General features: G+C 41.6%; 23 protein-coding genes. 10 read left to right on the top strand and 13 right to left on the bottom strand.

Annotated elements, in window-relative coordinates:
- The first annotated feature begins 122 nt into the window (after window positions 1-122).
- Window positions 123-731 (top strand): helix-turn-helix transcriptional regulator, encoded by a 609-nt coding sequence (locus tag ACYQ3L_RS21355; protein WP_379994934.1) that lies wholly within the window; start codon window positions 123-125, stop codon window positions 729-731.
- Window positions 732-743: 12 nt separating this feature from the next.
- On the top strand, window positions 744-1,442 hold the full coding sequence (locus ACYQ3L_RS21350; protein WP_379994936.1) for a hemerythrin domain-containing protein: 699 nt from the start codon (window positions 744-746) through the stop codon (window positions 1,440-1,442).
- A 5-nt stretch (window positions 1,443-1,447) separates the two neighbouring features.
- Here the strand turns inward: ACYQ3L_RS21350 and ACYQ3L_RS21345 are convergent, their stop codons facing one another.
- Window positions 1,448-2,926, bottom strand: coding sequence for an O-antigen translocase (locus ACYQ3L_RS21345; protein WP_379994938.1), 1,479 nt, complete (start codon window positions 2,924-2,926; stop codon window positions 1,448-1,450).
- A 146-nt stretch (window positions 2,927-3,072) separates the two neighbouring features.
- Window positions 3,073-3,579 (bottom strand): DNA-deoxyinosine glycosylase, encoded by a 507-nt coding sequence (locus tag ACYQ3L_RS21340; protein WP_379994940.1) that lies wholly within the window; start codon window positions 3,577-3,579, stop codon window positions 3,073-3,075.
- Between the two features lie 398 nt (window positions 3,580-3,977).
- Here ACYQ3L_RS21340 and ACYQ3L_RS21335 point away from each other — a divergent pair, with 398 nt between their 5' ends.
- The 4 genes from ACYQ3L_RS21335 to ACYQ3L_RS21320 all read left to right on the top strand — a co-directional run bounded on the left by ACYQ3L_RS21335 (window position 3,978) and on the right by ACYQ3L_RS21320 (window position 6,806).
- Complete coding sequence (locus ACYQ3L_RS21335) at window positions 3,978-4,766, top strand: class I SAM-dependent methyltransferase (RefSeq protein WP_379994942.1); 789 nt, start codon at window positions 3,978-3,980, stop codon at window positions 4,764-4,766.
- A 6-nt stretch (window positions 4,767-4,772) separates the two neighbouring features.
- Entirely contained in the window at window positions 4,773-5,315 is a 543-nt protein-coding gene (locus ACYQ3L_RS21330; RefSeq protein WP_379994944.1) for a GNAT family N-acetyltransferase, read from the top strand.
- Window positions 5,312-5,833, top strand: coding sequence for a GNAT family N-acetyltransferase (locus tag ACYQ3L_RS21325; RefSeq protein ID WP_379994946.1), 522 nt, complete (start codon window positions 5,312-5,314; stop codon window positions 5,831-5,833). Before ACYQ3L_RS21330 ends, ACYQ3L_RS21325 begins: the two co-directional genes overlap by 4 nt.
- A 70-nt stretch (window positions 5,834-5,903) precedes the next feature.
- The gene (locus ACYQ3L_RS21320; protein ID WP_379994948.1) at window positions 5,904-6,806 is read left to right on the top strand and encodes a DMT family transporter; all 903 of its coding nucleotides are present in this window, start codon (window positions 5,904-5,906) and stop codon (window positions 6,804-6,806) included.
- Between the two features lie 222 nt (window positions 6,807-7,028).
- Here the strand turns inward: ACYQ3L_RS21320 and ACYQ3L_RS21315 are convergent, their stop codons facing one another.
- The 4 genes from ACYQ3L_RS21315 to ACYQ3L_RS21300 form a co-directional block, all read right to left on the bottom strand.
- The gene (locus tag ACYQ3L_RS21315) at window positions 7,029-8,492 is read right to left on the bottom strand and encodes a hypothetical protein (protein WP_379994951.1); all 1,464 of its coding nucleotides are present in this window, start codon (window positions 8,490-8,492) and stop codon (window positions 7,029-7,031) included.
- Window positions 8,493-8,588: 96 nt separating this feature from the next.
- The gene (locus ACYQ3L_RS21310) at window positions 8,589-9,065 is read right to left on the bottom strand and encodes a CYTH domain-containing protein (RefSeq protein WP_379994953.1); all 477 of its coding nucleotides are present in this window, start codon (window positions 9,063-9,065) and stop codon (window positions 8,589-8,591) included.
- Between the two features lie 143 nt (window positions 9,066-9,208).
- Window positions 9,209-10,288, bottom strand: a complete 1,080-nt coding sequence (locus ACYQ3L_RS21305) for a DUF4831 family protein (protein ID WP_379994956.1) — start codon at window positions 10,286-10,288, stop codon at window positions 9,209-9,211.
- Between the two features lie 314 nt (window positions 10,289-10,602).
- Window positions 10,603-11,190 carry a phosphoglycerate mutase family protein gene (locus tag ACYQ3L_RS21300; protein ID WP_379994958.1) on the bottom strand — a complete coding sequence of 196 codons (588 nt, stop codon included), beginning with the start codon at window positions 11,188-11,190 and terminating at the stop codon, window positions 10,603-10,605.
- A 185-nt stretch (window positions 11,191-11,375) separates the two neighbouring features.
- Between ACYQ3L_RS21300 and ACYQ3L_RS21295 the strand changes: the two genes are divergently transcribed.
- From ACYQ3L_RS21295 to ACYQ3L_RS21285, 3 genes are all read left to right on the top strand, one after another.
- A complete protein-coding gene (locus ACYQ3L_RS21295; protein ID WP_379994961.1) occupies window positions 11,376-12,350 on the top strand; it encodes a hypothetical protein in 975 nt (324 codons plus the stop codon).
- 288 nt (window positions 12,351-12,638) lie between these two features.
- On the top strand, window positions 12,639-13,592 hold the full coding sequence (locus ACYQ3L_RS21290) for an NAD(P)H-dependent flavin oxidoreductase (RefSeq protein WP_379994963.1): 954 nt from the start codon (window positions 12,639-12,641) through the stop codon (window positions 13,590-13,592).
- Between the two features lie 79 nt (window positions 13,593-13,671).
- Window positions 13,672-15,057, top strand: a complete 1,386-nt coding sequence (locus ACYQ3L_RS21285; RefSeq protein ID WP_379994965.1) for an MltF family protein — start codon at window positions 13,672-13,674, stop codon at window positions 15,055-15,057.
- Window positions 15,058-15,113: 56 nt separating this feature from the next.
- Here ACYQ3L_RS21285 and pnp read toward each other — a convergent pair whose 3' ends face one another.
- The 6 genes from pnp to ACYQ3L_RS21255 all read right to left on the bottom strand — a co-directional run bounded on the left by pnp (window position 15,114) and on the right by ACYQ3L_RS21255 (window position 21,323).
- On the bottom strand, window positions 15,114-17,276 hold the full coding sequence (gene pnp, locus ACYQ3L_RS21280; protein ID WP_379994966.1) for a polyribonucleotide nucleotidyltransferase: 2,163 nt from the start codon (window positions 17,274-17,276) through the stop codon (window positions 15,114-15,116).
- A 447-nt stretch (window positions 17,277-17,723) separates the two neighbouring features.
- Window positions 17,724-18,395, bottom strand: a complete 672-nt coding sequence (locus ACYQ3L_RS21275) for a porin family protein (RefSeq protein ID WP_379994968.1) — start codon at window positions 18,393-18,395, stop codon at window positions 17,724-17,726.
- A 142-nt stretch (window positions 18,396-18,537) separates the two neighbouring features.
- A complete protein-coding gene (gene argB / locus ACYQ3L_RS21270) occupies window positions 18,538-19,311 on the bottom strand; it encodes an acetylglutamate kinase (RefSeq protein ID WP_379994969.1) in 774 nt (257 codons plus the stop codon).
- A gap of 90 nt (window positions 19,312-19,401) precedes the next feature.
- On the bottom strand, window positions 19,402-19,671 hold the full coding sequence (gene rpsO, locus ACYQ3L_RS21265) for a 30S ribosomal protein S15 (RefSeq protein WP_379994971.1): 270 nt from the start codon (window positions 19,669-19,671) through the stop codon (window positions 19,402-19,404).
- 81 nt (window positions 19,672-19,752) lie between these two features.
- Entirely contained in the window at window positions 19,753-20,124 is a 372-nt protein-coding gene (locus tag ACYQ3L_RS21260) for a DUF3127 domain-containing protein (RefSeq protein WP_379994973.1), read from the bottom strand.
- A gap of 62 nt (window positions 20,125-20,186) precedes the next feature.
- A complete protein-coding gene (locus ACYQ3L_RS21255) occupies window positions 20,187-21,323 on the bottom strand; it encodes an AI-2E family transporter (protein WP_379994975.1) in 1,137 nt (378 codons plus the stop codon).
- Window positions 21,324-21,403: 80 nt separating this feature from the next.
- On the opposite strand from ACYQ3L_RS21255, the gene dacB reads away from it, so the two are divergent.
- Window positions 21,404-22,849, top strand: coding sequence for a D-alanyl-D-alanine carboxypeptidase/D-alanyl-D-alanine endopeptidase (gene dacB / locus ACYQ3L_RS21250; RefSeq protein ID WP_379994977.1), 1,446 nt, complete (start codon window positions 21,404-21,406; stop codon window positions 22,847-22,849).
- Window positions 22,850-23,102: 253 nt separating this feature from the next.
- Here the strand turns inward: dacB and ACYQ3L_RS21245 are convergent, their stop codons facing one another.
- Complete coding sequence (locus ACYQ3L_RS21245; protein ID WP_379994979.1) at window positions 23,103-24,236, bottom strand: redoxin domain-containing protein; 1,134 nt, start codon at window positions 24,234-24,236, stop codon at window positions 23,103-23,105.
- Window positions 24,237-24,280 lie beyond the last annotated feature (44 nt).

The raw sequence follows: 24,280 nt of genomic DNA, 5'->3' as shown, positions 1-24,280 counted from the left end.
CAGATAAAGATATTATCTTTTATTGACATTCTTTATGTCCAATAACATTTGTTAATAACATAATTTATAACGTAATTTGCACATTATAAAGAATGATTCTATATAAGAAACTATCGTAAAAGATGTCGAATACAAAGAAAGTATTAGCAGTAGCCGAAACATCATATATTATACGCAAAGGACTGGTCTATGTTCTTTCCCAGTTATCCAGTGTGGGAAAGGTCGTGGAACTGAAGGAAATGGAGGATATCAATTACCAGCTCGACATACTTCATCCCGACGCAGTACTTATCAATCCTATGCTTCTGGGGCATACCTCGAAGCAGGATATACGCCAGCAACTGAACCTGAATAAAAACATTGCGATCATTGCGCTGGTATATAATATCATTGATGAGCAGTTCTACAAATCGTATGATGCGGTTATCAAAATAAACGATTCGGAGTCAAGGATTGAAGAAACATTGCTCAATTGCCTGAATAAGGAACAAGCCGGGCAAAATGACCAGGAAGAGCTCAGTGACAGGGAGAAAGAGATCCTGATCAGCGTTGTAAAAGGAATGAGCAATAAAGAGATTGCCGAACATCATAACATATCCATACACACGGCTATAACACATCGCCGGAACATTACCCGTAAACTTAAAGTGCACAGCATCTCGGGACTGACCATATACGCGATAATAAACAAACTTGTGGATATATCCGAAATAAAGTATCAGGACGAATAAAACTTCAACATCATGCAAAATATCACCATCATATTTAAAAAGTCAATGAAGATGTCGGAACTGATAGATGCCGACTACCGGCTTCTTCTGTTACTCAACCGCCTGAATATATCTCTGGGATTTGGCGAAAAGAGTGTAGACGCTGTCTGCAAGGAAAACGGATTCGATACCGATTGCTTCCTGTTCCTTGCCAGCTATCAATCCAATAAATCCATTATCAATATAGAAGAGGCTTTCGGAGCCCTTCCACTGGAACCATTTCTCCGCTACCTGAAAAGCTCCCACAGCTATTTTCTGGAAAAAAGGCTACCTAACATCCGCCGTAAACTGGAACTTGTTTTCGACACCTCCGAAAAAAGACTGAAGGACGTTGTACTTAACTTCTTCGACAACTATACAAAGGAAGTAGAGGAACATATGCTGTATGAAGATGAGGTCGTTTTTCCTTATGTATATTCCCTTATTAACGAGTCGGGAGAAAAGAAATATTCCATCAATATATTTGAGCAAAGGCACAATGACATAGAAGGTAAAATGAATGACCTGAAACAGATACTGATGAAATACCTGCCCGGCACTATAGACCAGATGCTAATGGTGAATATCCTTACCGAACTGTATATGTCCGAGGAAGAACTTGAAGCCCACACTTTTATAGAGGACAGCCTGGTGATACCCCGGGTAAAAGAAATAGAAAAGGGTAAAATCTGACACGGTCATTTCTTCCTGAACCAGTCCTGTAATTCACTTATACTGAATACCTTTTTCAATTTAACATACGCGTACACAAGCGATATCGCCAAGATTCCCGCACCTGACAGTAAGCCATGTTCTCCCGCGTAATATTGCGCTATATAAAAAGCGGCCACGACAAGCAGCAGGTTTATAGCTGTCATCTTTATAATATTGCTGTCCCAGGTAAACCCAGAAATAGTTTTACCTGCCAGGAAGACCACCGGAAGATAAACAATATAGGCTATCAGATAACCGATACCTGTAGCCTCAAGCCCGTATTTTGGGAATAATAAATAACCGGACAGCAGGTAAACCAGATAAAATATGATCTCGGTGGCTAAAAAGGCAACCCCTTTGTTTTTCGCCAACATAATGAAGGCTACAGGCCAGCAGAGTACCTTAAAAAAAGTTCCCAGCACCTGCCACCTCAGCACGGCATCAGCATACCCGAATTCGGAGGTGTAAAGAACAGACAGGGCAAAGTCGGCAAATAACAGCATCCCTATTATGATGGGTGAAGCTACTATCAGAATGATATAACTTTGCTCATTCACCAGCTTCCTTACTTTCTCTCCTTCATTTGCAATAGCTGACAGGCGGGGGAAGAAATCCGACCCCATAGAACGGAGTATAAGGCTCAGGTATATATTTGTAATCACCCACGCCGACTGGAACAAGCCTGCGGCATCCATATCTATACTCCGCGCGACAAAGGTCTTAATGAAAAACATACTTGCTGTACCTATAAATCCGGCTACAACGATGAAAAGTCCTAATTTCAGGGTTTTCAATCCCGACTCGAAAGCCTCTTTATTTGATATATCACTTTTTCCGAGATGTAGTTTACGGTAATAGAATTCCACACACAGGAACGAAAGCAGCGATGAAAATACAAAAGCAGGAAGAATCCCATCCAGGCCGAAAAGTAAATAAGCAGGTATAGATATAAGCAACCCGGATAAACTTCCCAGAATAGCGGATTTTGCCATTTCGGGTATCCTGCGCATTCCCTGCAATATGGAAGACCTGCCCATAGTCAGTATCGCAAGGAACACACAAACCGATAAGCAGGCTATATAAAGGGTAAAACTACCATCTTCAAAAGCCCAGATACTAATCGGATAAGAGAAAATAAGGCAGGCCAGCGCTCCGCTGAAAGCCATTGTCCTGAACCATTTATTGAACCGGGTAGCAGTTTTATAAAGTATCTCCCTGTCTCCGGAACTTTCCGCCTCCGCAATCTCCTTCACTCCCGTGGTATCCATCCCCAACCCTCCGGCTGAGCGTATCATCTCTATGACCGAGTTGTATATGCCGATAATACCGACACCGGCCGGCCCCAATAAAACCGCTATCATCTTATTGCGGATAACTCCGATCAGGATAACGAGAATTTGCGACCCACCAAAAATAGATGTAGACTTTAGGATTTGATTATATGACGAGCTTTTCTTTTCCAATGCAAAGGCTTATACTGTTGTTATACATACAAATGTAGTAAATAAGTAAAAGAAAGTATTTAATGCAACATCATTTAATCGTAAGCAGTTATTATTGCAGATATAAAAGTAATCAACAGGCCTACGGCCAGGTTATCACCTTATTATCAATCCGTCACTTTTGTAGCCTTTACGGTATCAATAAAGATCTGCCACTTTTCAATTTTTTGGGCAAGGGTCATCCGTGCATTAGCCGGACTGGGAGAAGGCAAGGTGATATATATCCTGCTTTCATCGAAGCCTACATATTTTCTATAAAATTCTTCGGCCTTTTTGCTTGTAAAAAAGATATGTCTGATTTGAGGATATTTCCTGAAAAACTTTTTGAAATCGTTCGGCTTTTCATTCTTAATACTGCTATCGAGGCTTCCTGTTCCTTCACATGATTCGAGCACATCCCAAATGGCGATGTTATTTTCTTCCAGCAGGGCGTTTTTCTCTGCATAGCCATCCGGCAACGGCTTGTCAAATAAAGTGAAAATAATTTTCCAGAACTGGTTGCTTTTATGCCCGTATCGTTCCTGCTTACGTAAAGATTCTTCGCTGGGCATTGTTCCGAGGATCAGAATCCGGGATTTTTCGTTAGCTATCGGTTCAAAAGCAATTTTTCTCATCTTTTTCGTTGCAAGTTGAATATTTTAATTTAATTATGCTAATTAATGACCGAAATATTTTTGATTGGCATAAATGAGAGGAAAGTCCATCCATACACCGGTATGTTATTTCCATTAAACTTCAGTATTTTTTTGTCCGGTTTAAGATTTATTATATCTTTACACCACTATTAAAACAATTTATGTCTTTTACTCGTAAGAATATATTGGTGCTGTAAATAGCCTGTAATCTGTAATACAACTTACTTTACCGGCTATTCCTCCGTCTCATCCCGAATACTTCGTTTTTTCGGGTGATTTTTTTATTGCATTTTATTAAAACATTTTGTGACTATCATCCATGGAGGTTTATCATTTCCCCATACCATGATATGCACAAACTAAAAGCATCAATTATCATGAGTAAAGAAATAAAAACAACGAAAAAAGAAATAAAACTGGTAGAAGATTTTGATTTGATATTCGACTTTTACAAATTAGTCAGCAGACAAGGTCCCGGCAGTATAGAAATAACCAAAAGAGCCCTGGATTTTATACCAGGCACCTCTGTAAATTCGAAAATTGCAGATATAGGCTGCGGTACCGGGGGGCAAACGATCACGCTTGCAAAAAACACCCTGGGACATATCACAGCCATCGACTTATCGGAAAAATTTATAGAAATATTGGATAAGAATGTCAAACAGGCAGGATTTGAAGACAGGTTCACTACCCTGGCAGGCTCTATGGAGAACCTTCCGTTTTCAGATAATGAACTTGATCTTATCTGGGCCGAAGGCTCTATTTATCATCTAGGTTTCGAAAGAGGATTGCGCGAATGGCGCCAATATATCAGGGAAGAAGGATACATCGCAGTGTCGGAAGTATCATGGATTACAAAAGAGCGCCCACTGGAAATAGATGAATTCTGGGAACAGAACTATAACGGTATCGATACCATACCTAATAAGATAGCCGTGATGCAGGAAGCAGGATATATACCTGTCTCTCACTTTGTATTACCTGTGAATTGCTGGCTCGAAAACTTTTACGATCTGGTGGAAGCGGCAGTAGACCCGTTTTTGGAAGAGCAAAATGACAGCGAAGAAGCGAAACAGTTTATTGATAGCCAGCTGACAGAAATCAATCTGTATAAGAAATACAAAGATTACTACAGTTATGTGTTCTATATCGGACAAAAAATCTGATAAATAATGATTATAGAAACAGCAAGATTGAGGATTGTTCCGCTAACGGCGGAGCAATTCCGTCTGCTCGTGCTCGGAGTAGACAGAATGGAAACGGAAATGGGACTGATATCGTCCGGAGAACGACCCGATAAACACACCCGACAAGCAATAGAGTACCAATACCAAAAAACATTGTCCGATACAGACAATCTTATCTGGCTCACCAACAGGCAGATCATATTAAAATCGGAGAATAAGGCTATCGCAGGTGCCAACTTCAAAAATTCTCCACTGGAAAATGAATATATTGAGATAGGGTATGGCACACATGCGGGTTACCGCAATATGGGTTATATGACCGAAGCAGTACAGGCAATGTGCGAATGGGCACTAAGTCAACCGGGGGTGAAAGCCGTAACAGCAGAGACCGAAAGAGGCAATTTCGCATCGCACAGGGTATTACAGAAATGCGGTTTTACAAACTATAAGGAGGATGAGAACGGCTTATGGTGGAAACTCGACCGAATCAAAAACAGCAATAATCAATCAAAAAAAACAAGAATATGAATAATATAAGAATAAGAGAAATTGCAAAAGAAGAACAACCCGAAGTGTACAACCTGATAAAGACAGCTTTTGAAACAGCAAAAGTAAGGGACGGGGACGAACAGGACTACGCCGGAAAACTAAGACAAGGGGATGGTTATATCCCCGGACTGGATTTGGTCGCAGAGGTGAATAATAAACTGGTAGGGCAGGCCATGTTTACCAAAACATATGTTGCAAGAGCCGGCAACAGCAACGTGGAAAGCCTCCTGCTGTCGCCTATATCCGTCCTTCCGGAATACAGGGATTCAGGAATAGGTTCGTCCCTGATCCGGGAAGGATTCAGGCTTGCCCGTGAGATGGGCTATAAGTTGATCTTCCTCTGTGGTGATCCCGCATATTACCACCGGTTTGGATTTAAACCCGCATCGGCATATGGGATCAGGCATGCATCGGGATTTCCGGAAGAGAACGTAATGGTATGCACTCTGACCGGCTCTGCCCTTGAAGGTGTTACCGGAATAGTCGATTTTTGTTAAAATTTATACCTGTATTCCAGTGTAAAATGGACGATATCTATTACTTTTACAACTATTTTAAAGACATACTATGGTTATAAATAAAAGATATTGGTATCATATAATCGCCGTCTTAACAGTGATAGTATGGGGGACGACATTCGTATCCACAAAGATACTGATAGGATGCGGGCTCTCCCCCGTTGAGATATTTCTCTACCGTTTTGTCCTGGCTTATGCAGGAATATGGATTATCTGTCCCCGGACTCTTTTTGCAAACAGCAAGAAAGATGAACTGCTGTGCGCGGCGGCAGGGCTGACCGGAGGGGCGCTGTATTTTGTATTCGAGAACACGGCGCTGGGAATAACACTGGCTTCCAATGTTTCGCTTATAGTATGTACTTCTCCTATTTTCACGGCTTTGCTAACATTTCTTTTCTACAAGAAAGAACCATTGAGGCCGCGTCTTATAACCGGCTCGTTGGTTGCCCTTGTGGGTATGGCTTTAGTTGTTTTCAATGGTAGCTTCATATTGCAGATCAATCCGCTTGGCGATATGCTGACTGTGTTGGCTGCCTTGTCATGGGCTTTCTATGGTATTATACTCAAACAGTTGAACGGAAGATATTCTACACTGTTTATCACCCGGAAGGTTTTCTTTTACGGAATCGTTACCATGTTGCCTTTTTCCCTTATGGATTCGGCGACATTTACCCCCTCTTTACTCATTGATCCCCTGATAGCATCAAACCTCATATTCCTCGGATTAATAGCGTCGCTGTTGTGTTTTATTGCATGGAACAGCGCTGTGAAAGAATTAGGAGTGGTGCAAACATCCAATTACATCTATTTCGTACCACTTGTTACTTTGCTCACATCGGCAATTGTGATAAACGAACATATTACGGTTGTTGCGCTTTTTGGTTCCATATTTATCTTATTAGGGGTATATGTGGCCGAAAACGGCTTTAAGTTTAGATTCAGATCCAGATAGAAGGCTTGCTTTTACACGAAATATTCTTGTTTTCTATACGCTTATATTCCGATTTTTGTTATTACCTTTACTATATACTAATATATATTTATATAAAATTAACGATATGACAAAAAAAGTATTAGCCGTAACTTTAGTAGCTGCCGTAGCCAGTGTTGCGGTATATGCTTATGTTCAGAATAACAAGAAAAAGAAACGCAGAAACCTGCCTTTAAACTTTATCTAATCGAGTTCGCTTACATCTGCAATCCCATTGCGGTTGAATAACACACGGTATTTTCTGTAGTATTCGTCTTTATCGGATATGCATTGTACTATAAAGTACAGTGAATATATTTTATTGCCCTCCAGAGCCACAAACCCTTTCTCCTCATCGGACATATAAAGCGGAATAGAAGGATTATCCATTTTCTGGGTAAAATTCATCAGGTTGAAACGGGTGATGTCATTGATCCCCGATAAACGGTATTCTTTATACTTCTCTATATCTTCCCTGGACAGGCTTACCCATTTACGATAAAGTACGATCTTTTCGTCATAGAATTGGTTTTCGGCCTCCACCAGCGGCGAACGGGCCCTTAAATTACGAACCGCTTCCGGCAACTTACTCTCTTCTATATAATCGAAGGCCTCTTTTATCCATCCTATTTCCTGTTTACGGATACTAAGCTTCAATTTGGTGTCGAAATATTTTTTGCCCAGCTTGGACGAAAAATAGTAACGCATCATATCTTTTATCCGGTCTTTGAACATATAACTGAAGACCAGTATAATAAACAGGTCGGTCGTAAAATTACCAAACCGTAACGTAGCAAAAAAGGACACGACAGTGGCAAACACCATAGCGATACCCGCAGCGATACTATAGTAAAACTGTTCGGCCAGCAGCCCGTCTTTTTTCCGTACTATTTGTAGAAACAGGTCGCTTTCCACCAGTTTTTTCAATATATTACGCTGGGAAATAACAAGGCTGTTATGCTTTTCGTCATCCTTTTCCAACAACCTGAATCCACGCTTTTTACGATGAGCGATTTCGTCTTCCACCAATCGGTGTAATTCGGGCTTCAAACGTGCATATACAGGCCGTCCTTCCAGAAATCTCATGATCTGGAATGTGTATTGCTCGGTGATATTCCCAAGGAAGTCATCTCCATAAAGAAAAAACTCCCTCTGCTGCTGAGTGATATCGGGCTTGGTCAGTTCATCCCACATCTCCCGGTATTGCAGCGCTATATCCCTGATGTCACGTATATAGTTTTCGACATGAACGGTAATTTTCTCGTCGGTGGCCGTATTTTTTATTATCTGTACATGGCGGCGCAATGCACTTTTGAGGATACAGACGAACATCTTCACCTGATAGACGAAACTCTCCGATTTTACCTCATCGGCAGAATTCACAGCCAAATCGTCCAGTGCTTTCTGTAAACGCGGTAAAGGCCCCCGTCCCGCTTTAAGTATTTCGGCCAGAGAATATATGGGTGTAATAAGGCGGATATTATTCTTTACATCCCTGTAAAAGTCACTTTTCTTATAGGTAGAACGATTGATATCGAGACTATTGGGCAAAAACAACCACGTGTTGATCTTGAAATCATTCACATCCTTAGTGTTTTTATTGGTAATAAAGCCAATCTTAAATTCTAACGAAAAGTTGTCATGTACTTTTACTTCAGTATCGATCATATTTTATGTGAGTAGTAAGTAATGAGTAATAAGTTCTTAGCTTACCGGTGTATCAGATGCTGATACACTACTTTCTCTTTCTTAATTTTTCATTCTTCATTCATTCTTCCATTCCCTGTAAGGATATTTTACTAAAGATGAGTTATAGTAACGGCTGTCTCCTGTCACTTCGGTCCCCAGCCAGTCAGGCCTGTCAAACTCTTCTTCTTTATCGGCCAGTTCTATCTCGGCCATTATAAGCCCTTCATTTTCACCATGAAATTCATCCACTTCAAATTTGCGATCTCCATTCTCAATATAATAACGTACTTTATCTATAATGCCCGGCTCACATAGCTTCATCAATTCCCGGGCTTCCTCTCCGGGTATTTCTTTTTCCCATTCGTAACGCGACATCCCCGACTCATCGCCTGCGCCTTTGATGGTAATATAAGCCTTATCCCCTTTTATACGGATACGAACCGTACGTTCAGTGACAGAGGACAGGTAGCCCTGCACGATCTCCTCATGTGCATAGGCGTACTGTTTAAAGTCCCCTTTGACTAAAAATTTCCGTTCTGTTTCTAAAGCCATAATTTCAATCAGTAAATTTGAAAATAAGCATATCAGCAAATGCTTTGGGCAGACCATCCCAATACCCCCGCGGAAAACAATATGCCAATGGATAGAGTACTTTACACTTTACCTCATTGGCATACCGGTCATATACCCGCGGTTTATTGTATGATCTGTTTTATCGCTCCCATGTCTGGATAAAAGATGACCTTTACAGGTAATTTATTGTTATCAAACATCTTTGGAACGAGTACATCCTGTACGCCATATTGTACAATGTCACAATCTTTCTGCACATAGTTTCGTCCATTATATGATATTTGCAAAGCGGCTTTTCCCGGAATATTATAAATTATTCCCGCAGAGAATTTCTTTTCCAGCTCTTTCTCCTCCTTAGGGGTAAGTACCTGCGCTTCCCTTGGCTCTTTATTCTTTAGCGTCAGGGCCACAGGAGAACCCGAAAGATCGTCCGCGCCCACAATACCCAGCTTGGAGGAAAAACGGAAGATAATACGGTTGTCTATATTCTTATCATCAGGGATAACGGTAAATTCCCTTGTCCCGGTTTCTATCGTTTCCATGCCTGCAAACATGGCTGTCAGTGCTTTCTCCTGCTCTTCCAGCTGGGTCATCACCAGTTTATAAGCGTTGCCATCAGGCGGCATATTATCGGCATCTCCGGTAAGAATATTGTTACGGCTTTCGCGCAACCGGTAAATCTGTTTAGCGATCAGTTCTGCCTGCTTCGCAGTGGAGCCGGCCCTTAATATTTCTTCCGACAAGAAGCTGCGCGGATTTGGAAGGACGGCTGAAGCCACAGGAGCATCTCCCCTGATTTCTTCTTTAGGGAATGTATAATCATCGTTAATAGCGCATATCAGGCCGTCCTTTGTCAGTGTTACAAACGGAGAAGTCGTGTTTGACCTGAATTCTACCAGATATGATTTATCTTTATCCACCACACCTTTTGTTGTTGCGTCTATTTTATCCAATGTATAAGATACCGCGTCTTCCGTTATAGGATTGGAAATGCTCAGATAACGCTCGGCATACTGAAAAAACTCTCCGGCTTTACGCGTCTTTTTTGTATAATCTACGGTGATCACCAGCGATGTTTTGGGCAGTGAATAAGCGACACCATAGTTATTCGCTTTCACAGCGCTCATTTTTACTGTTGTCTGGGCTGTTCCGTAATTTGCCCCGATAAAGAGGAACAATAATAAACTTATATAATATCTCATAAGTCTTTCATTTAAAAATATTAGAGTCTGTTTAAAATTTACAGCTGAATTTTTTGATAATTATTTCAAGATGGATTTTTTGATTTTTACTTGCGGGTTTAGCTGACTAAATCAAAAGTAAAAAGTAAAAAAGACGCTCAAAAGAATATAAAAAAAGCAGCTAAGATTTATTTTAAAGAGCCTTAAGAAAACATTTCGCTAAAATTTAAACAGGCTCTTAGTCTCACAAAGCTAATTATTTTTTTGTGAAATACTTAGAAACGGTTTGTATTTTACCGGTCCGGGTTCTCATTTAAAAGAATAAAATAATCAGGTTAAGGAATCCACTCCACAACGTTTTTCACCGGATTTTTTTCTCTCCATTCAATAAAATCCTGAACATTGTCTATCCCATCCCTGATAACAGCCTGATAATATTCTACCCCTATTATCTTTCCCATTCCGCGGGTTTCATATTTCAGTCTCAGTATCGTCTCCTTCTGACCGGGAGTCATAACTTCATTTATTCTTTTTGCCATTTGTTCAAAATACCCATCATACCTGGAACCTTTCAATATATGAATGACATCGATTTTCCATACTGATCCATCATCATCCTGATACCATACATGCCACTCGATACACTGTTCTTCCGTTTCTATACCGTTTATATATTCCAGCCGCATAATACCGGGATTTTCCGCCAGCTTACCCATTGCCAGAAAACTGTCGGATATGAGCAGCGGGGAAGAATAGACATGGAAATCGATGTCGTTGTTGGTCATTAGCAATCCCGTTTTGAGAGAGCCAACAAGGTTGACTTCTGCTCCTACCGACTCCCAGATAAGGATGATGCCGGTTTTTTCTATTATCTCATATGCTTTTTCCTGATTCTTTACCGCAATGTTAATAATACTCTCCATCGTCATCGTTTTTTTAAAGGCTCTAAGATATTTATTTTTTTATATAATTCATACGGAAAACACCTGTCTTGCCGTACCTGAATCATTTTATCCAATCTATTTTCTACATAAAGGATTCGCCATCTCCATTTTTTTTGTAAGTTTGTTAATGTCATCTTTTTATAAATTTTCAACAACTCAGCCTAATGTCAATATTCGGTTACGCGATTCTTATCTTTATTATTATCCGGTTTGTAAATCATTTTATAAAACAAAGCCGGGACCAGAAACAAACCTCCTCAAGCGGGTTCAACTGGTCTGATTCCTATTCCCTAAGGCTTCGTTCTGTACTTAAGACCTGTGAGGAATTCAACGATGATGAAATAATAGACAGTGCTGTAGGTTTCTATTTATTCAGCTACGATAATACAGCCCGGGAATTCATCTTCATAGAAGATGACGATGTCATTCACCGGCTGTCTTACAGTAATCTTATAGAATATAAAGTAAGGGAGAACAAGGACTATAAAATCATGATCGACCTCAAGGCCTCTTTTTCCGGAAAACCGTATATTTCGCTTGCCTGCTTTGACAGGGAGAAGCTTTTGCGGAAAATGCCTCAATTACAATATAAGCTGTATGAAATAGACAACCTGTATGAGTTGGAGCGGAACAAGATCGATGAGATTGAGGATATCCTGTCGGGAATTATAGAAGAAAATAAGATGCTTACCGGCACTCCGCCTCCTTACAAGAAAGAAGTGATCGTAAAAGAACCCAATGTAATCAAAATTGAGATTCCTCCTGTTACGGCAAATGTAGCCGATATAGTTACGGCAATAAAAGAAGAGAAGGAAGATGCTGTTACATTTTTGGAAGAAAGGCCTGTAATAGAGCCTGCAGAGGAAAATTCCGGTGTTTCCGAAATAGTAGCGGAAACAAAGGTGGAACAACCCGGGCCGGTTCCGGAGAAGGAAGAGGCAACAGATATTGAGCCTGAGGTGGAAGAAGAAGTGCCTGTAATAGATGGGAACATACAAATCTCACTTGCGGAAATAGAAGAATATTCACGTGGAAAATTTCTTGAATATGAAGTCCGGTCGGCGGTAAGCGATGCCAAAATGAAGGGGCAGAAATACATCTGTCTTTCTAAAGAGCAACTGGAGAAGCTGAAGTCATAAAAAGGCTATAAGGTTGAACCTGTATTGGATTTTTTTGGAAAACTTTATCTATATAATAAGAGCTAATAGCTTTTAGCGGATAACTCTTTGACAGATTGATTAAAGCAGTTACAAGTTACTGCGCCCTTCGGGCAATTACGGGTTACAAGTAAACAAGATACGAGTAAACGAGATACGAGATACAAGTTGTTAACTGATGACTGTTTACTGTTCACTGAAACAAGTGTTACCTTTGTAACCTTTTCCAAGATATGATTAACAAGTAAAAATCAAAATATAAACTAAACAATGACAAACAGAATAACATCTTTATTTGGAATAAAATATCCCATTATTTCGGGAGGAATGGTATGGTGTAGTGGCTGGAAGCTGGCTTCGGCTGTGAGTAATGCAGGCGGATTAGGGCTCATCGGGGCCGGTTCGATGCATCCCGAAACACTTCGCGAACATATCCAAAAATGTAAAGCTGCAACAGATAAACCATTTGGAGTCAACGTGCCGTTGATGTACCCTGAAATAGACACGATAATGGACATCATTATTTCCGAAGGGGTGAAAATTGTATTTACATCGGCAGGTAATCCAAAGCTTTGGACTAAAAAATTACAGGATAACAGTATCATTGTAACCCATGTTGTATCCAGTTCCAGGTTTGCCCTGAAATGCCAGGAAGCAGGTGTGGATGCGGTTGTAGCCGAAGGGTTCGAAGCCGGAGGACACAACGGCCGAGAGGAGACATCTACGATGGTACTTATACCACAGGTGAGACAGAGCATACATATTCCGCTCATTGCAGCAGGAGGGATCGGCACAGGCAACGGAATGCTGGCAGCCTTTGCGCTAGGTGCGGAAGGAATACAAATGGGTACGCGCTTTGCCCTGACACAGGAAAGTTCGGCGTCTCAGGAATTTAAGGAATTATGTATTAACCTGAAAGAAGGCGATACTATCCTCTCTCTGAAAAAACTCAGTCCTACCCGCATGATAAAGAATGACTTCTATAATGCTGTGCAGTCTGCCGAAGACAGGGGTGCATCGGTAGAAGAAATGCGCGAGTTGCTCGGACGCGGCCGTTCTAAAAGGGGAATATTCGAAGGAGACCTTGTGGAAGGTGAGCTGGAAATAGGCCAGGTCAGCTCATTAATAGATAGCTTACCTGCAGCCGGAGATGTGATAAATCATATCGTTGCGGAATATAATATCAAAGTGGAAGATATAATCACTGGCGATTTTAAATTATAATATACTGATTATCTTTGGTCTGTAAAGATTAAGAAAATCAGAACAAGCGAATCACAATGTATTAAAACAGGGGCACACTATGAAATATAACCTTATTATCTACCTGTTGCTTTCATCCTGCTTTTTTTTCTCTTGTAAGAAAAAGCAGGAGCAGCCTGTTTACGACTTTGAACAAATAAAGGAGAAAGGCGAACTGACTATTATAACACTTAATAGCTCGACCTCGTACTTTATTTACAGGGAAGAACAAATGGGATACGACTACGATCTTGCCCAGGACTTTTGCGATCATTACGGGTTGAAGCTGAATGTAAAAGTGGCGGAGAATACCACCCGGCTGATAGAAATGCTAAAAAGGGGGGAGGGAGATCTGATTGCCTATGCAGTGCCCATACAAAATGAGTTGAAAGATTCCATTTCATATTGTGGATTACAGCAAATTACTCATCAGGTACTTGTTCAGAGGGCGAATAAAGGAGATACCATAATAAAGGATGTGACAGGCCTTATAGGTAAAGAAGTATATGTAGAGGGAGATACCAAATATCACCAGCGTCTTCTCAATCTCGATTCTGAATTAGGAGGAGGAATCAAGATACATACAGTTGGTGAGGATACTATCACGAGTGAAGATCTGATAGAAATGGTGTCCTTGGGGAAAATCAGATACACGGCTTGTGATGAATATATTGCCCGGCTAAACCGTACTTATTTCAGGAATATCGATATCTCGTTGCCTATAAGCTTCGAACAACGGGCTTCATGGGCAGTGCGGAAAGATATGCCTCATCTGGCGAATGCTCTTAATGAATGGTTTGCCGAGAATGACAATACACCTGTATATAAAAGTATCATAAAGAAATATTTCGAGCTGAGCAAACAGCTTTTCGAAGGAGAGTATGTGGCTCCGAAAAATCTGCCTAAAGGCGCGGTTTCGGTCTATGATGACTTATTCAAAAAGCATACTAAGAATACAAAGTATGAATGGCAGTTTCTGGCTTCAATTTGCTATCATGAGTCGCGCTTTCAGAACAACCTCACTTCGTGGGCAGGGGCTGCCGGCATTATGGGTCTGATGCCCCGTACTGCTGCCTCGTTGGGCTTGACGAGTGAAGACCGTATGAATCCTGACCTGAGCATCGGTGCAGCGGTAGAATTACTGGACAGACTGGATAAGATTTTCCGGAAAGTAGAAAGTATCAGTGAACGTGAAAAATTCATCCTGGCTGCCTACAATGCGGGGAACGGGCACATAAATGACGCACAGGCCCTTGCCCTGAAATACGGAGCCAATCCCTATATATGGGAAGGAAATGTACAGAAGTATCTGGAGCTGAAAAGCAATCCGGAATACTATAACGATCCGGTGTGTAAAAGCGGCTATTTCAGAGGTGGGGAAACAATGAAGTACGTGAATAATGTACTCGCTACTATGGAACGGTTTAAGCGGATAAGCGGGGGATAAAAAGAGGAGGATAGCCCTTCTGAGCCATCCCCCCCATTCTTCATATAGTAGATAGATTAGTTGTTTCCATCATTATTTTTCTGCACCGGCTTCTCAGGTCTCGGAGGACGAGGAAGAAGTACCTTGCGGGACAGTTTGAATTTCCCGGTTTTAGGGTCGATGTCAATCAGTTTCACTTCTATTTCATCACCTTCTTTCAACCCGGCTTTTTCCATGTCCTCTATGCGATCCCAGGAGATCTCGGAGATGTGAAGCAAACCATCTTTGCCCGGCAGGAATTCACAGAATGCACCGTAAGGCATTACCGAACGGACTTTAGCTGTGTACACCTCGCCTACTTCGGGAACGGCTACAATGCCTTTGATTTTCGCAACGGCGGCTTCGATCGAAGTTCTGCTTGTAGCTGATATTTCCACGCGGCCATAACCGTCAATTTCCTCAATAGTAACGATAGCGCCTGTCTCTTCCTGAATACCCTGAATTATCTTACCACCAGGGCCGATAACTGCACCGATAAACTCTTTGTTGATGATAATAACCTCGATACGCGGAGCATTTTCTTTGAAGTCCGCACGTGGTTCAGGCAATGTTTCAAGGATTTTACCCATAATGTGTAAACGTCCTTCACGAGCCTGATTCAGTGCTTTTTCAAGTATTTCGTATGATAATCCGTCCACTTTAATATCCATCTGGGTAGCAGTGATACCGTCTTTTGTACCACATACCTTAAAGTCCATATCTCCCAGGTGGTCTTCATCTCCGAGTATGTCGGAAAGTACAGCGAAGTTCGTACCTTTTTTCTCTGAAATAAGTCCCATCGCTATACCCGTTACAGGTTTCTTGATCTGTACACCGGCATCCATCAGGGCCAGTGTACCGGCACAAACGGTTGCCATAGAAGATGAACCGTTCGATTCAAGAATGTCCGATACTACACGGATAACATACGGATAGTTAGCCGGAATCATTGGCTTCAAAGCTCTGTGGGCAAGATTACCGTGTCCTATCTCACGACGGCCTACTCCGCGTTGCGGACGGGCATCTCCGGTAGAGAACGGAGGGAAATTATAATGTAAAAGGAACCTTTCTTTTCCATTGTTCAGTACATCATCGATGATTTTCTCATCCAGTTTGGTACCTAAAGTAACTGTTGTCAGTGACTGTGTTTCTCCACGAGTAAAGATAGCAGAACCATGTGCTCCCGGCAGGTAATCCACTTCGCTCCATATAGGGCGGATTTCTGTCGTGGAACGTCCGTCGAGGCGTTTGCCTTCATCAAGGATAGAACGGCGCATTGCCTCTTTTTCCACATCGTGGTAATAACGGGATATCAAAGAACCCTTTTCTGCCAGTTCTTCTTCTGTCAGGCCTGCTTTATATTCATCTACGATAGCTGCGAAGTTATCCCCGCGCTCGTGCTTGTTTGTATTGGCTGATGCAGCTACAGCATAAGCTTTATCGTAGCATTTTGCCCATACGTCTTTACGAAGCTCTTCATCATTTACTTCGTGGCAGTATTCGCGTTTAACCGTTTTGCCCAAAGCTTCCATCAGTTCTATCTGAGCCTGGCATTGTACTTTGATAGCTTCGTGTGCTACTTTAATAGCTTCCAGCATTTCTGCTTCCGAAACTTCCTTAAACTCGCCTTCTACCATCATGATATTGTCGATAGTAGCACCTACCATAATATCCATATCGGCTTGCTCCAGTTGAGCGAAAGTCGGGTTAAGGATAAATTGTCCGTCTACACGTGCAACTCTTACTTCCGAGATTGGCCCGTTGAAAGGCACATCGGATACTGCCAGTGCAGCAGAGGCTGCAAGTCCGGCCAATGCGTCCGGCATATCTACACCGTCGGAAGAGAACAGTATAACATTCACGAATACTTCCGCATGATAATCATCCGGAAATAACGGGCGAAGCGCACGGTCTACCAAACGGCAAACCAATATCTCATAGTCTGAAGCACGCCCTTCCCTGCGAAGAAAACCTCCGGGGAAACGGCCGAATGCAGCAAATTTTTCTTTATACTCTACCTGTAAAGGCATAAAATCAACGTCCGGTTTAGCGTCTTTGGCTGCGCAAACTGTAGCCAGCATCATGGTATTACCCATGCGCAGCATTACAGATCCATCCGCTTGTTTTGCTAATTTTCCGGTTTCAAGGGTGATAGTCCTTCCATCACCTAAATCGATACTCTTTGTAATCGGATTCATCATAAATATTTTTTTCTAAACTTCTTAAAATCGGACAAAGGTACGCAAAGTTTTTGAGAATTAAGGGGATGGAGACTGAAAAGACAATATACATGAGTTGCGTACCCTTCATTCTTAAATATTAAATGCTCAATAGATATAAAAAAGCAAGTTATTTTACTTATTGGCTGATCGTTGTTATCCAATAGTTTATAGGAAAAACTTTACAAAGTTGACACTTTTTACAGTAAACAGTTAACAACTTGTATCTCGTATCATGTTTACTTGTAACTCATAACTGCCCAAAGGGCGAAGTAACTTGTAACTGCTTTAATCAATCTGTCAAAGAGCTCCGGCTATCAGCTATATATAGATAAAGTTTTCTGAAAGTGTTTAAGTGGGTAGTAAGGCATTGTATATAAAAAAACAAGCCCCGGAACCCGGGGCTTGTTCTATATATTGAACTGTTATTCAGAATTTATATCCTACTGTCAGGTAAGCGTTCATATTTCTCACTTTACCGGCGTTACTCGGAGCTATGTTAGCCAATCCAAAGTCATAACCCAGGCTAACACCTATTTTGCCAAACTCTGCCCCTACGCCGAGTCCCAGGCCGACATCAAACCGTTTAGCCTTATCTTTTCCGAAAAAGTTAACGTCAGTGTCTAGATCTATTATTATGTCATCAACAGTGGCTTTTCCTTCTATTTTGCTTTTTCCGCCCACACCATAGGCAATATATGGCCCAGCTCTGAAAATTATATCTGTAGCGTCTGTCACCGCTAATTTATAACCGAGATGGACTGGGATCTGGAGGTACATCGGATTATCGTTCTCTTTCCCGGTAAAAGAAATTTGACCATAGGTAGGATCTGTCATCGAGAAAGAACCTTCGTCTTTCCCCCCTTTCATCGTAAACTCTAATCCGGTTAATAAATATAAGTCTTGAGTTAGCGCATAATCAACTGTCAATCCGACATTAAAACCGATTTTAGCATCCATTCCATCCGCGCCGTCTCCACCAAAGTTAGAAAGGTTCATCCCTGCCTTCACGCCGAAAGTAAGAGGTTTATCCTGAGCATTAATACTCACGGCTAATAAAAATGTAACAACAACTAAACTTGATTTTAGAATTGTTTTCATAATCGTTTTTTTAAGTTAAAAAATATTATCCGGGAACAAATATATACTCTTTTCCTGATATTCTTTAGCAACTCGTAAGAAATAATATAAAAAGATGTCTTATAGATTATATTTTAATAACCGCTTAACAGAATACTTTTTTTCAGGGAAGATAAATGTGTGTGCCTGAGTTTTTCCCAATCTCATCCGCACTCGTTATCACTACTTCCTTAACGCCTGCTTCGACAGATTCGAATGCATTATCAAGTTTTGGGATCATGCCTCCCTGTATAATGCCTTTCTGTACCAAATCCTTAAACTCTGCCTTATTCAGAGAAGGGATTACACTATTATCATCATTTTCGTCCATCAGCACCCCCTTCTTCTCGAAGCAATACACAAGGTTCACATCAAATACTTTAGCAAGGGCTTTTGCCGTTTCTCCGGCTATTGTATCGGCGTTGGTATTTAATATACGGCCTTGCTTATCATGGGTGAGGGGAGCCAGTATAGGTACTATTCCCTGGGATATAAGGGATGATAATATCCCTGTATTCACCTCCTTCACATCTCCTGCAAATCCGTAATCTATATCTTTTACAGGCCTTTTTTCGGAGCGGATCAGATTCATATCCGCACCCGTGAGTCCAAGAGCATTCACTCCCAAGGCTTGCAATCCGGCGACAATATTTTTATTTACCAATCCTCCGTATACCATAGTTACCACTTGCAATGTTTCCATATCGGTGATACGGCGGCCGTTTATCATACGGCTTTCAATGCCCAGGCGCTCGGCCAGCTTTGTCGCCGACCGGCCTCCGCCATGAACGAGTATTTTGTGCCCATCTATCTGGGCGAAATCTTTTAGTAATCGCTTCAGCGATTGTTCTTCTTCCACGATCTTGCCGCCGACTTTTATTATGGTTAGCTTCTCCATATATGTTACTGAATGAATGTGCATAAAGATAAAACAAAAAGAGATTGTTCCAATCGAAACAATCCCTTAATAAATCTTTTCTCCGAAAGATTACTTTCTGATACCTAATTCTTTGATGACAGCACGATATCTTTCGATATCATTGTCTATCAGATAATCAAGTAAACGGCGGCGTTTACCCACAAGGCGTCTTAGAGATCTTTCAGTGTTATAATCCTTCTTATTTAACTTCAAATGTTCAGTTAAATGCGAAATACGGTATGAAAACAATGCTATCTGAGCTTCAGGTGAGCCAGTATCAGTGTTAGACTTTCCGTACTTTGCGAAGATTTCTTGCTTTTTGGCTGAATCTAAATACATAAGTTGTTATTTATATTTATTTAACGAGGTGCAAAGATAAGACTTATTTTTTGACAGACAAACATTTAATCCGAAAATCCATCAAAAAGGGAGGTCATCGCCGCTATCGCCGCTAAAATCCACTGGCGGGGCAGCCTGTGCCGGTTGGTTGGCTTGTCCGTATCCCTGTGCCGGAGCAGGTGCGCCTGCACCGGCCGGCTCCACTTTCCATGCTCTGAGGTCAGTGTACCAGTTTCCGTTATACTCGCGGCTTTCGATATCGAAAGATACATCCAGAATGTTTCCTGTCTGAAGTAAAGACTCATTTATTTTATCTCCCCAGAAGGTCATGCACACTTTTTTAGGATACATGCCATCGGTTTCCAGAATAATACTTTGTTTTCTCCACTCACCGTTTTTCCCCATGCCTGTCTGCACAGGAAGCACTTGAATTAATTTTGCTGTTAACTGCATTATTATATTATTTTGTTGATTTTCAAAAATGAGGCATAAAGATACAAAAAAATCAATAAACCTCAACTTTCGTCAAAAGGTATCTCCTGCTGCGCCTCTTCCACAGCTTGCAGCTTTTCGGCCGATGTAATAAATTCTTTGTAATAAGAAAGAAGCATCGTGGTAAGAGGGATAGCAATTATCATACCCACTATGCCCAGCAGTGAACCCCATACGGAAAGGGACAGGAGTATGATTGCCGGATTCAGCCCCATCGCCCTGCCCATTATCCTGGGGACTAAAAACAAATCCATAATACATTGTACAATAACATATATCAATGCCACCAGTCCCAGCATAACCCAGAAGCTGTCGGCGGTCTGTGATGCCCGCAACCAGCAAAGCAGGATAGCCGGCGGGAATGTAATAACCTGAAGGTATGGTATCATGTGTACAAGACCTACAAAAAGGCCGAACATAATTGCCATCGGCAAGCCTATCACCTGAAATCCTGTAGCATATAATACTGCAAGAATGCAACAGATAAACGCCTGATGGCGGAAATATTTATTCATGCTTGTTTCAACATCCAGCGTAATGCGTCCTACTATCGGGCGGTATTTAGGAGGAATGAGAAATCGCCAAAGTTCATTGATCTTATCATAATCGAGCAGGATAAATATCAGGTACAGGATAACGATAAAAACAACTGTAAGGCCAAACAGAAAGGATATCGTTCCCGAAAACAGCGATTCAACGGCAGGGCTTACATATTGGATAATCTCCACAAGGTTGTCTTTCGATAATGTGCTTTGAAGTTCTTTATAGTCTACATACCTGCCTATAATATCGGCTACGCTTACCGGAATCCTGTTTTGGCTTATTGCCGACAAATCGTAAGTCGCAATAAGGTTGTTGATCTGCCATATTTCATTTTCAATGAGGGGAACCAGTATAAATCCCAACAGCGTGAACATCCCCGCCACCGACAGCAGCGTAAGCACAACGGCTATAGAGTGCGGGAGTTTTAGCTTTCTTTGATAAAACCGTACCAGCGGATTGAGCATATAGGCTAAAAGCCATGCCACGAAAAAGGGCAGTAATACGCCTTTCAGTAAATACAGAAAGTAAAGGGCGGCCCCGACAGCCAATACGCTTATCAACAAGCGGATAGTACGATCGAAGGTAAAAGGCTTGTCGAATGGTTGTCCCATTGTCATATACAGATGCTGTTTTAATTAATTTGATATATCTTTACAAAGATATTTTATTTTTTCTTATTTACGATAACAATCTGTCTATGATGAAAACAACGGGTCGATATTTATTAATATTCTTGGTATTAGTTCCTTATATACTGAATGCGCAGGTAAAACAAGCAGGGATACAAACTTTCCTCGATCATCAGGGGCTCAGGCATGCCTCCGTCGGTATTTGCGTCAAAGACCTGTCTGGCAGGCAGCTTGCCGGATATAATGAAGATAAGGCATATACTCCCGCATCCATACTAAAGGTGGTTACTACCGCCACCGCGCTGGAAACGCTGGGCCCGGGTTATAAATATCAGACTACACTGGCCGCCGATAAAGATAAACGGGACAGGCTGCTGGTACATGGATATGGCGATCCTACACTGGGCACCGGGCAACTGGATAATATCCCCGATGCGTTCCTGCCTCAATGGGCAGAGCAAATCAGACAGAAGTTCGATACAACAAAAAATCTGAATATAACTATCATCGATGATTATTTCGGGTATGAAGGAGTGTCGCAACGATGGATATATCAGGATATGGGCAATTATTACGCTGCGGCAAGTTATGGTATCAGCATCTACGATAATACCTATAAGCTCTTTTTCAATACGATGCGCCGCGATACCTGCCCGGTTATAATAAGTACCCAGCCCGAAATGAACCTCTCATTCCGCAATACCCTTACCCTGAATACGACAGGCCAGGATAACGGATACATTCACGGAGAACCTTTTTCTGTGAACAGGATTCTGTCGGGCGACATCCCCGCTGGAAAGCCGTCGTTCAGTATAAAAGGCGACATCCCCGATCCGGGTTTATATCTCGGTGAAGTACTGGCAAAGACCCTGTCTGACAAAGGCTTTAAAATAGGTTCGGTGGAAAACGCTTATGACAGGTATTACAACCAGATGTATTCGGAAAACAGGAAGGCCTATAACGAAGATATATTTTATCGCCACGAGTCTTTCCCATTGAAAGACATAATAAAGGATACCAATGTGAGAAGCAATAACCACTATGCGGAACATCTTATACGCACCGTAGGCCGTACAAAAACGACCGACATATACTCCTCTGCCCTCGATGCGGGAATTGACAAAACGAAAGAGTTATGGAAGACCCGGGGGTTGAATACCAACGCGCTTACCATGTTCGATGGAAGCGGGCTTGCCCCGTCCAACGCCGTGAGTCCGGCATTTATGTGCGACCTGCTGGTATATATGCAGGCAAAAAGCAAGTATGCCGATGTATTTCTGGAATCGTTACCCAAAGCGGGGGAAAACGGAACCGTAAGCAGCCGGCTGAAAGGAACACGCCTTGCAGGAAAGATTTCAATGAAAAGCGGCAGTATCTATGGGGTACAATGCTTTGCGGGATACTATACCGACGGGGATAAAAAATATGCTTTTACCGTAATGGTGAATAATTTCACGGGTTCGCGTAGCCAGGTGGTACAGGCTATAGATAAATTGTTGCTCTCAATGTTTTGAGGGTAAGTAGTAAAGAATCTATGAGGGTGTGTCTAAAGTATTTTTTACTATCTATTTACATACGCTACACTCCTGTGACCGTTGGTTGTCATGTTGAACGGAGTGAAACATCTCGTTTCTCAGGGCTGAGATCCTTCGTTGCACTCAGGATGACAAAGAGGATAGCACATTGATAGTGCTGTTCTACTTTAGACACACCTCCCTAAAGATCTCCACCAGAAAATGGTGTATTAATTTTTATTGATTCTTTATCTCACTTTTTCTTTTCGCCCGTAAGCTCTTCCATCTTATTCAAGACTGCACGGATCGGTAAATCTCTTTCCAGAATGATTCCGGTCGGTGAAATCAGTATATTGTAAGGTATTTCGCGAATGTAATAAGTATCGAACGGCTTGGCAGCCCAGCCCCCTTTTACAGGTAATATATTCCATTTTATAGTATCGCCTATGTTTTCGGCGATAGGGACCTGTTCGGAGTCTTTCACGATGGAAACAAATTCGATGTTCTTTTTTTGTTTTTTCAGCTCGTTATAGACATCCACTGCGTCTTGTTTTTCGTCACGGCATACATCGCAGGTAGTAGCAGCAAATAAAAGAAGTACATATTTCCCTCTGAAGTCGGATAATTGCACGGTCTTATCCTGCATGCTTTTAAGCGAGAAGCCCGGAGCGTAGGCATTTACTGCCGATAGTTTTATTTTATCCCTGAAATTTTTAAGTTCTTGTGTCAAAGGAAAATCCACAGCTTTTCCTTTCAGCAGAGACAGGTTCTCGTCGAGCCTCGGAATCGAAGTTTCATCCTTAAAGAATGTGTTTATCAGCATTACACTGGCTATCTTGTCGGGATTCGCCTTCACATAAGCCGCCGCAATATTTGATAATTCGAAGTTGATATTCTTTAATTCCACAACATAATCCTTCACCACCAGGCTATCCTTGTTCTTGAGATTATTTTCAGCGGTATTCAATATATCGGCACGGGATTTCAGCAGGGCCTTGTTTTTATCTTTGAAACTTGTGAGATCATCGTTCACATCACCGCCTTTCACATCTATGATGTCGGGATATAAGACATCGCCTTTAAGCTCCACTTTCCAGCCTTTATCTGCCAGGACAAAAGTGCTTTTTGTATTTTTATTGAAATACAATGAAAATTCGGTCAGCGTATCAATTTCGCTGCGGAAAGAGAATTCTCCTTTTGCATTGATCGCCACAGTGTCTATAAACACAGAATCCCCGGCTTCATGCGACATGAAAAAGTGATCACCCGTTACATTGTCAAGTTTTCCGGTTATTTTAAATTCTTTAGGGTTTTTGCTGCATGACGTAACTATCGCGACAAGCAATAGGGTAAGTCCGGTAAAGCGCGCTATATTGAGTTTTAACATCTTCTCGTTCTTTAGATATATACTAATTCCCATTCTTATAATTA

Source organism: Dysgonomonas termitidis, assembly GCF_054657735.1.
This window is presented reverse-complemented; position numbering and strand designations above follow the sequence as displayed.

What these genes read in the sequence shown, in the direction of transcription:
- rpsO (WP_379994971.1), bottom strand. Translation starts at nt 19,671, where the DNA reads ATGTATTTAGATTCAGCCAAAAAGCAAGAAATCTTCGCAAAGTACGGA.
- ACYQ3L_RS21350 (WP_379994936.1), top strand. Translation starts at nt 744, where the DNA reads ATGCAAAATATCACCATCATATTTAAAAAGTCAATGAAGATGTCGGAA.
- ACYQ3L_RS21330 (WP_379994944.1), top strand. Translation starts at nt 4,773, where the DNA reads ATGATTATAGAAACAGCAAGATTGAGGATTGTTCCGCTAACGGCGGAG.
- ACYQ3L_RS21340 (WP_379994940.1), bottom strand. Translation starts at nt 3,579, where the DNA reads ATGAGAAAAATTGCTTTTGAACCGATAGCTAACGAAAAATCCCGGATT.
- ACYQ3L_RS21290 (WP_379994963.1), top strand. Translation starts at nt 12,639, where the DNA reads ATGACAAACAGAATAACATCTTTATTTGGAATAAAATATCCCATTATT.
- ACYQ3L_RS21255 (WP_379994975.1), bottom strand. Translation starts at nt 21,323, where the DNA reads ATGACAATGGGACAACCATTCGACAAGCCTTTTACCTTCGATCGTACT.
- ACYQ3L_RS21310 (WP_379994953.1), bottom strand. Translation starts at nt 9,065, where the DNA reads ATGGCTTTAGAAACAGAACGGAAATTTTTAGTCAAAGGGGACTTTAAA.
- ACYQ3L_RS21260 (WP_379994973.1), bottom strand. Translation starts at nt 20,124, where the DNA reads ATGCAGTTAACAGCAAAATTAATTCAAGTGCTTCCTGTGCAGACAGGC.
- ACYQ3L_RS21335 (WP_379994942.1), top strand. Translation starts at nt 3,978, where the DNA reads ATGAGTAAAGAAATAAAAACAACGAAAAAAGAAATAAAACTGGTAGAA.
- dacB (WP_379994977.1), top strand. Translation starts at nt 21,404, where the DNA reads ATGATGAAAACAACGGGTCGATATTTATTAATATTCTTGGTATTAGTT.
- ACYQ3L_RS21305 (WP_379994956.1), bottom strand. Translation starts at nt 10,288, where the DNA reads ATGAGATATTATATAAGTTTATTATTGTTCCTCTTTATCGGGGCAAAT.
- ACYQ3L_RS21355 (WP_379994934.1), top strand. Translation starts at nt 123, where the DNA reads ATGTCGAATACAAAGAAAGTATTAGCAGTAGCCGAAACATCATATATT.
- pnp (WP_379994966.1), bottom strand. Translation starts at nt 17,276, where the DNA reads ATGATGAATCCGATTACAAAGAGTATCGATTTAGGTGATGGAAGGACT.
- ACYQ3L_RS21325 (WP_379994946.1), top strand. Translation starts at nt 5,312, where the DNA reads ATGAATAATATAAGAATAAGAGAAATTGCAAAAGAAGAACAACCCGAA.
- ACYQ3L_RS21245 (WP_379994979.1), bottom strand. Translation starts at nt 24,236, where the DNA reads ATGTTAAAACTCAATATAGCGCGCTTTACCGGACTTACCCTATTGCTT.
- ACYQ3L_RS21320 (WP_379994948.1), top strand. Translation starts at nt 5,904, where the DNA reads ATGGTTATAAATAAAAGATATTGGTATCATATAATCGCCGTCTTAACA.
- ACYQ3L_RS21285 (WP_379994965.1), top strand. Translation starts at nt 13,672, where the DNA reads ATGAAATATAACCTTATTATCTACCTGTTGCTTTCATCCTGCTTTTTT.
- ACYQ3L_RS21315 (WP_379994951.1), bottom strand. Translation starts at nt 8,492, where the DNA reads ATGATCGATACTGAAGTAAAAGTACATGACAACTTTTCGTTAGAATTT.
- argB (WP_379994969.1), bottom strand. Translation starts at nt 19,311, where the DNA reads ATGGAGAAGCTAACCATAATAAAAGTCGGCGGCAAGATCGTGGAAGAA.
- ACYQ3L_RS21300 (WP_379994958.1), bottom strand. Translation starts at nt 11,190, where the DNA reads ATGGAGAGTATTATTAACATTGCGGTAAAGAATCAGGAAAAAGCATAT.
- ACYQ3L_RS21295 (WP_379994961.1), top strand. Translation starts at nt 11,376, where the DNA reads ATGTCAATATTCGGTTACGCGATTCTTATCTTTATTATTATCCGGTTT.
- ACYQ3L_RS21275 (WP_379994968.1), bottom strand. Translation starts at nt 18,395, where the DNA reads ATGAAAACAATTCTAAAATCAAGTTTAGTTGTTGTTACATTTTTATTA.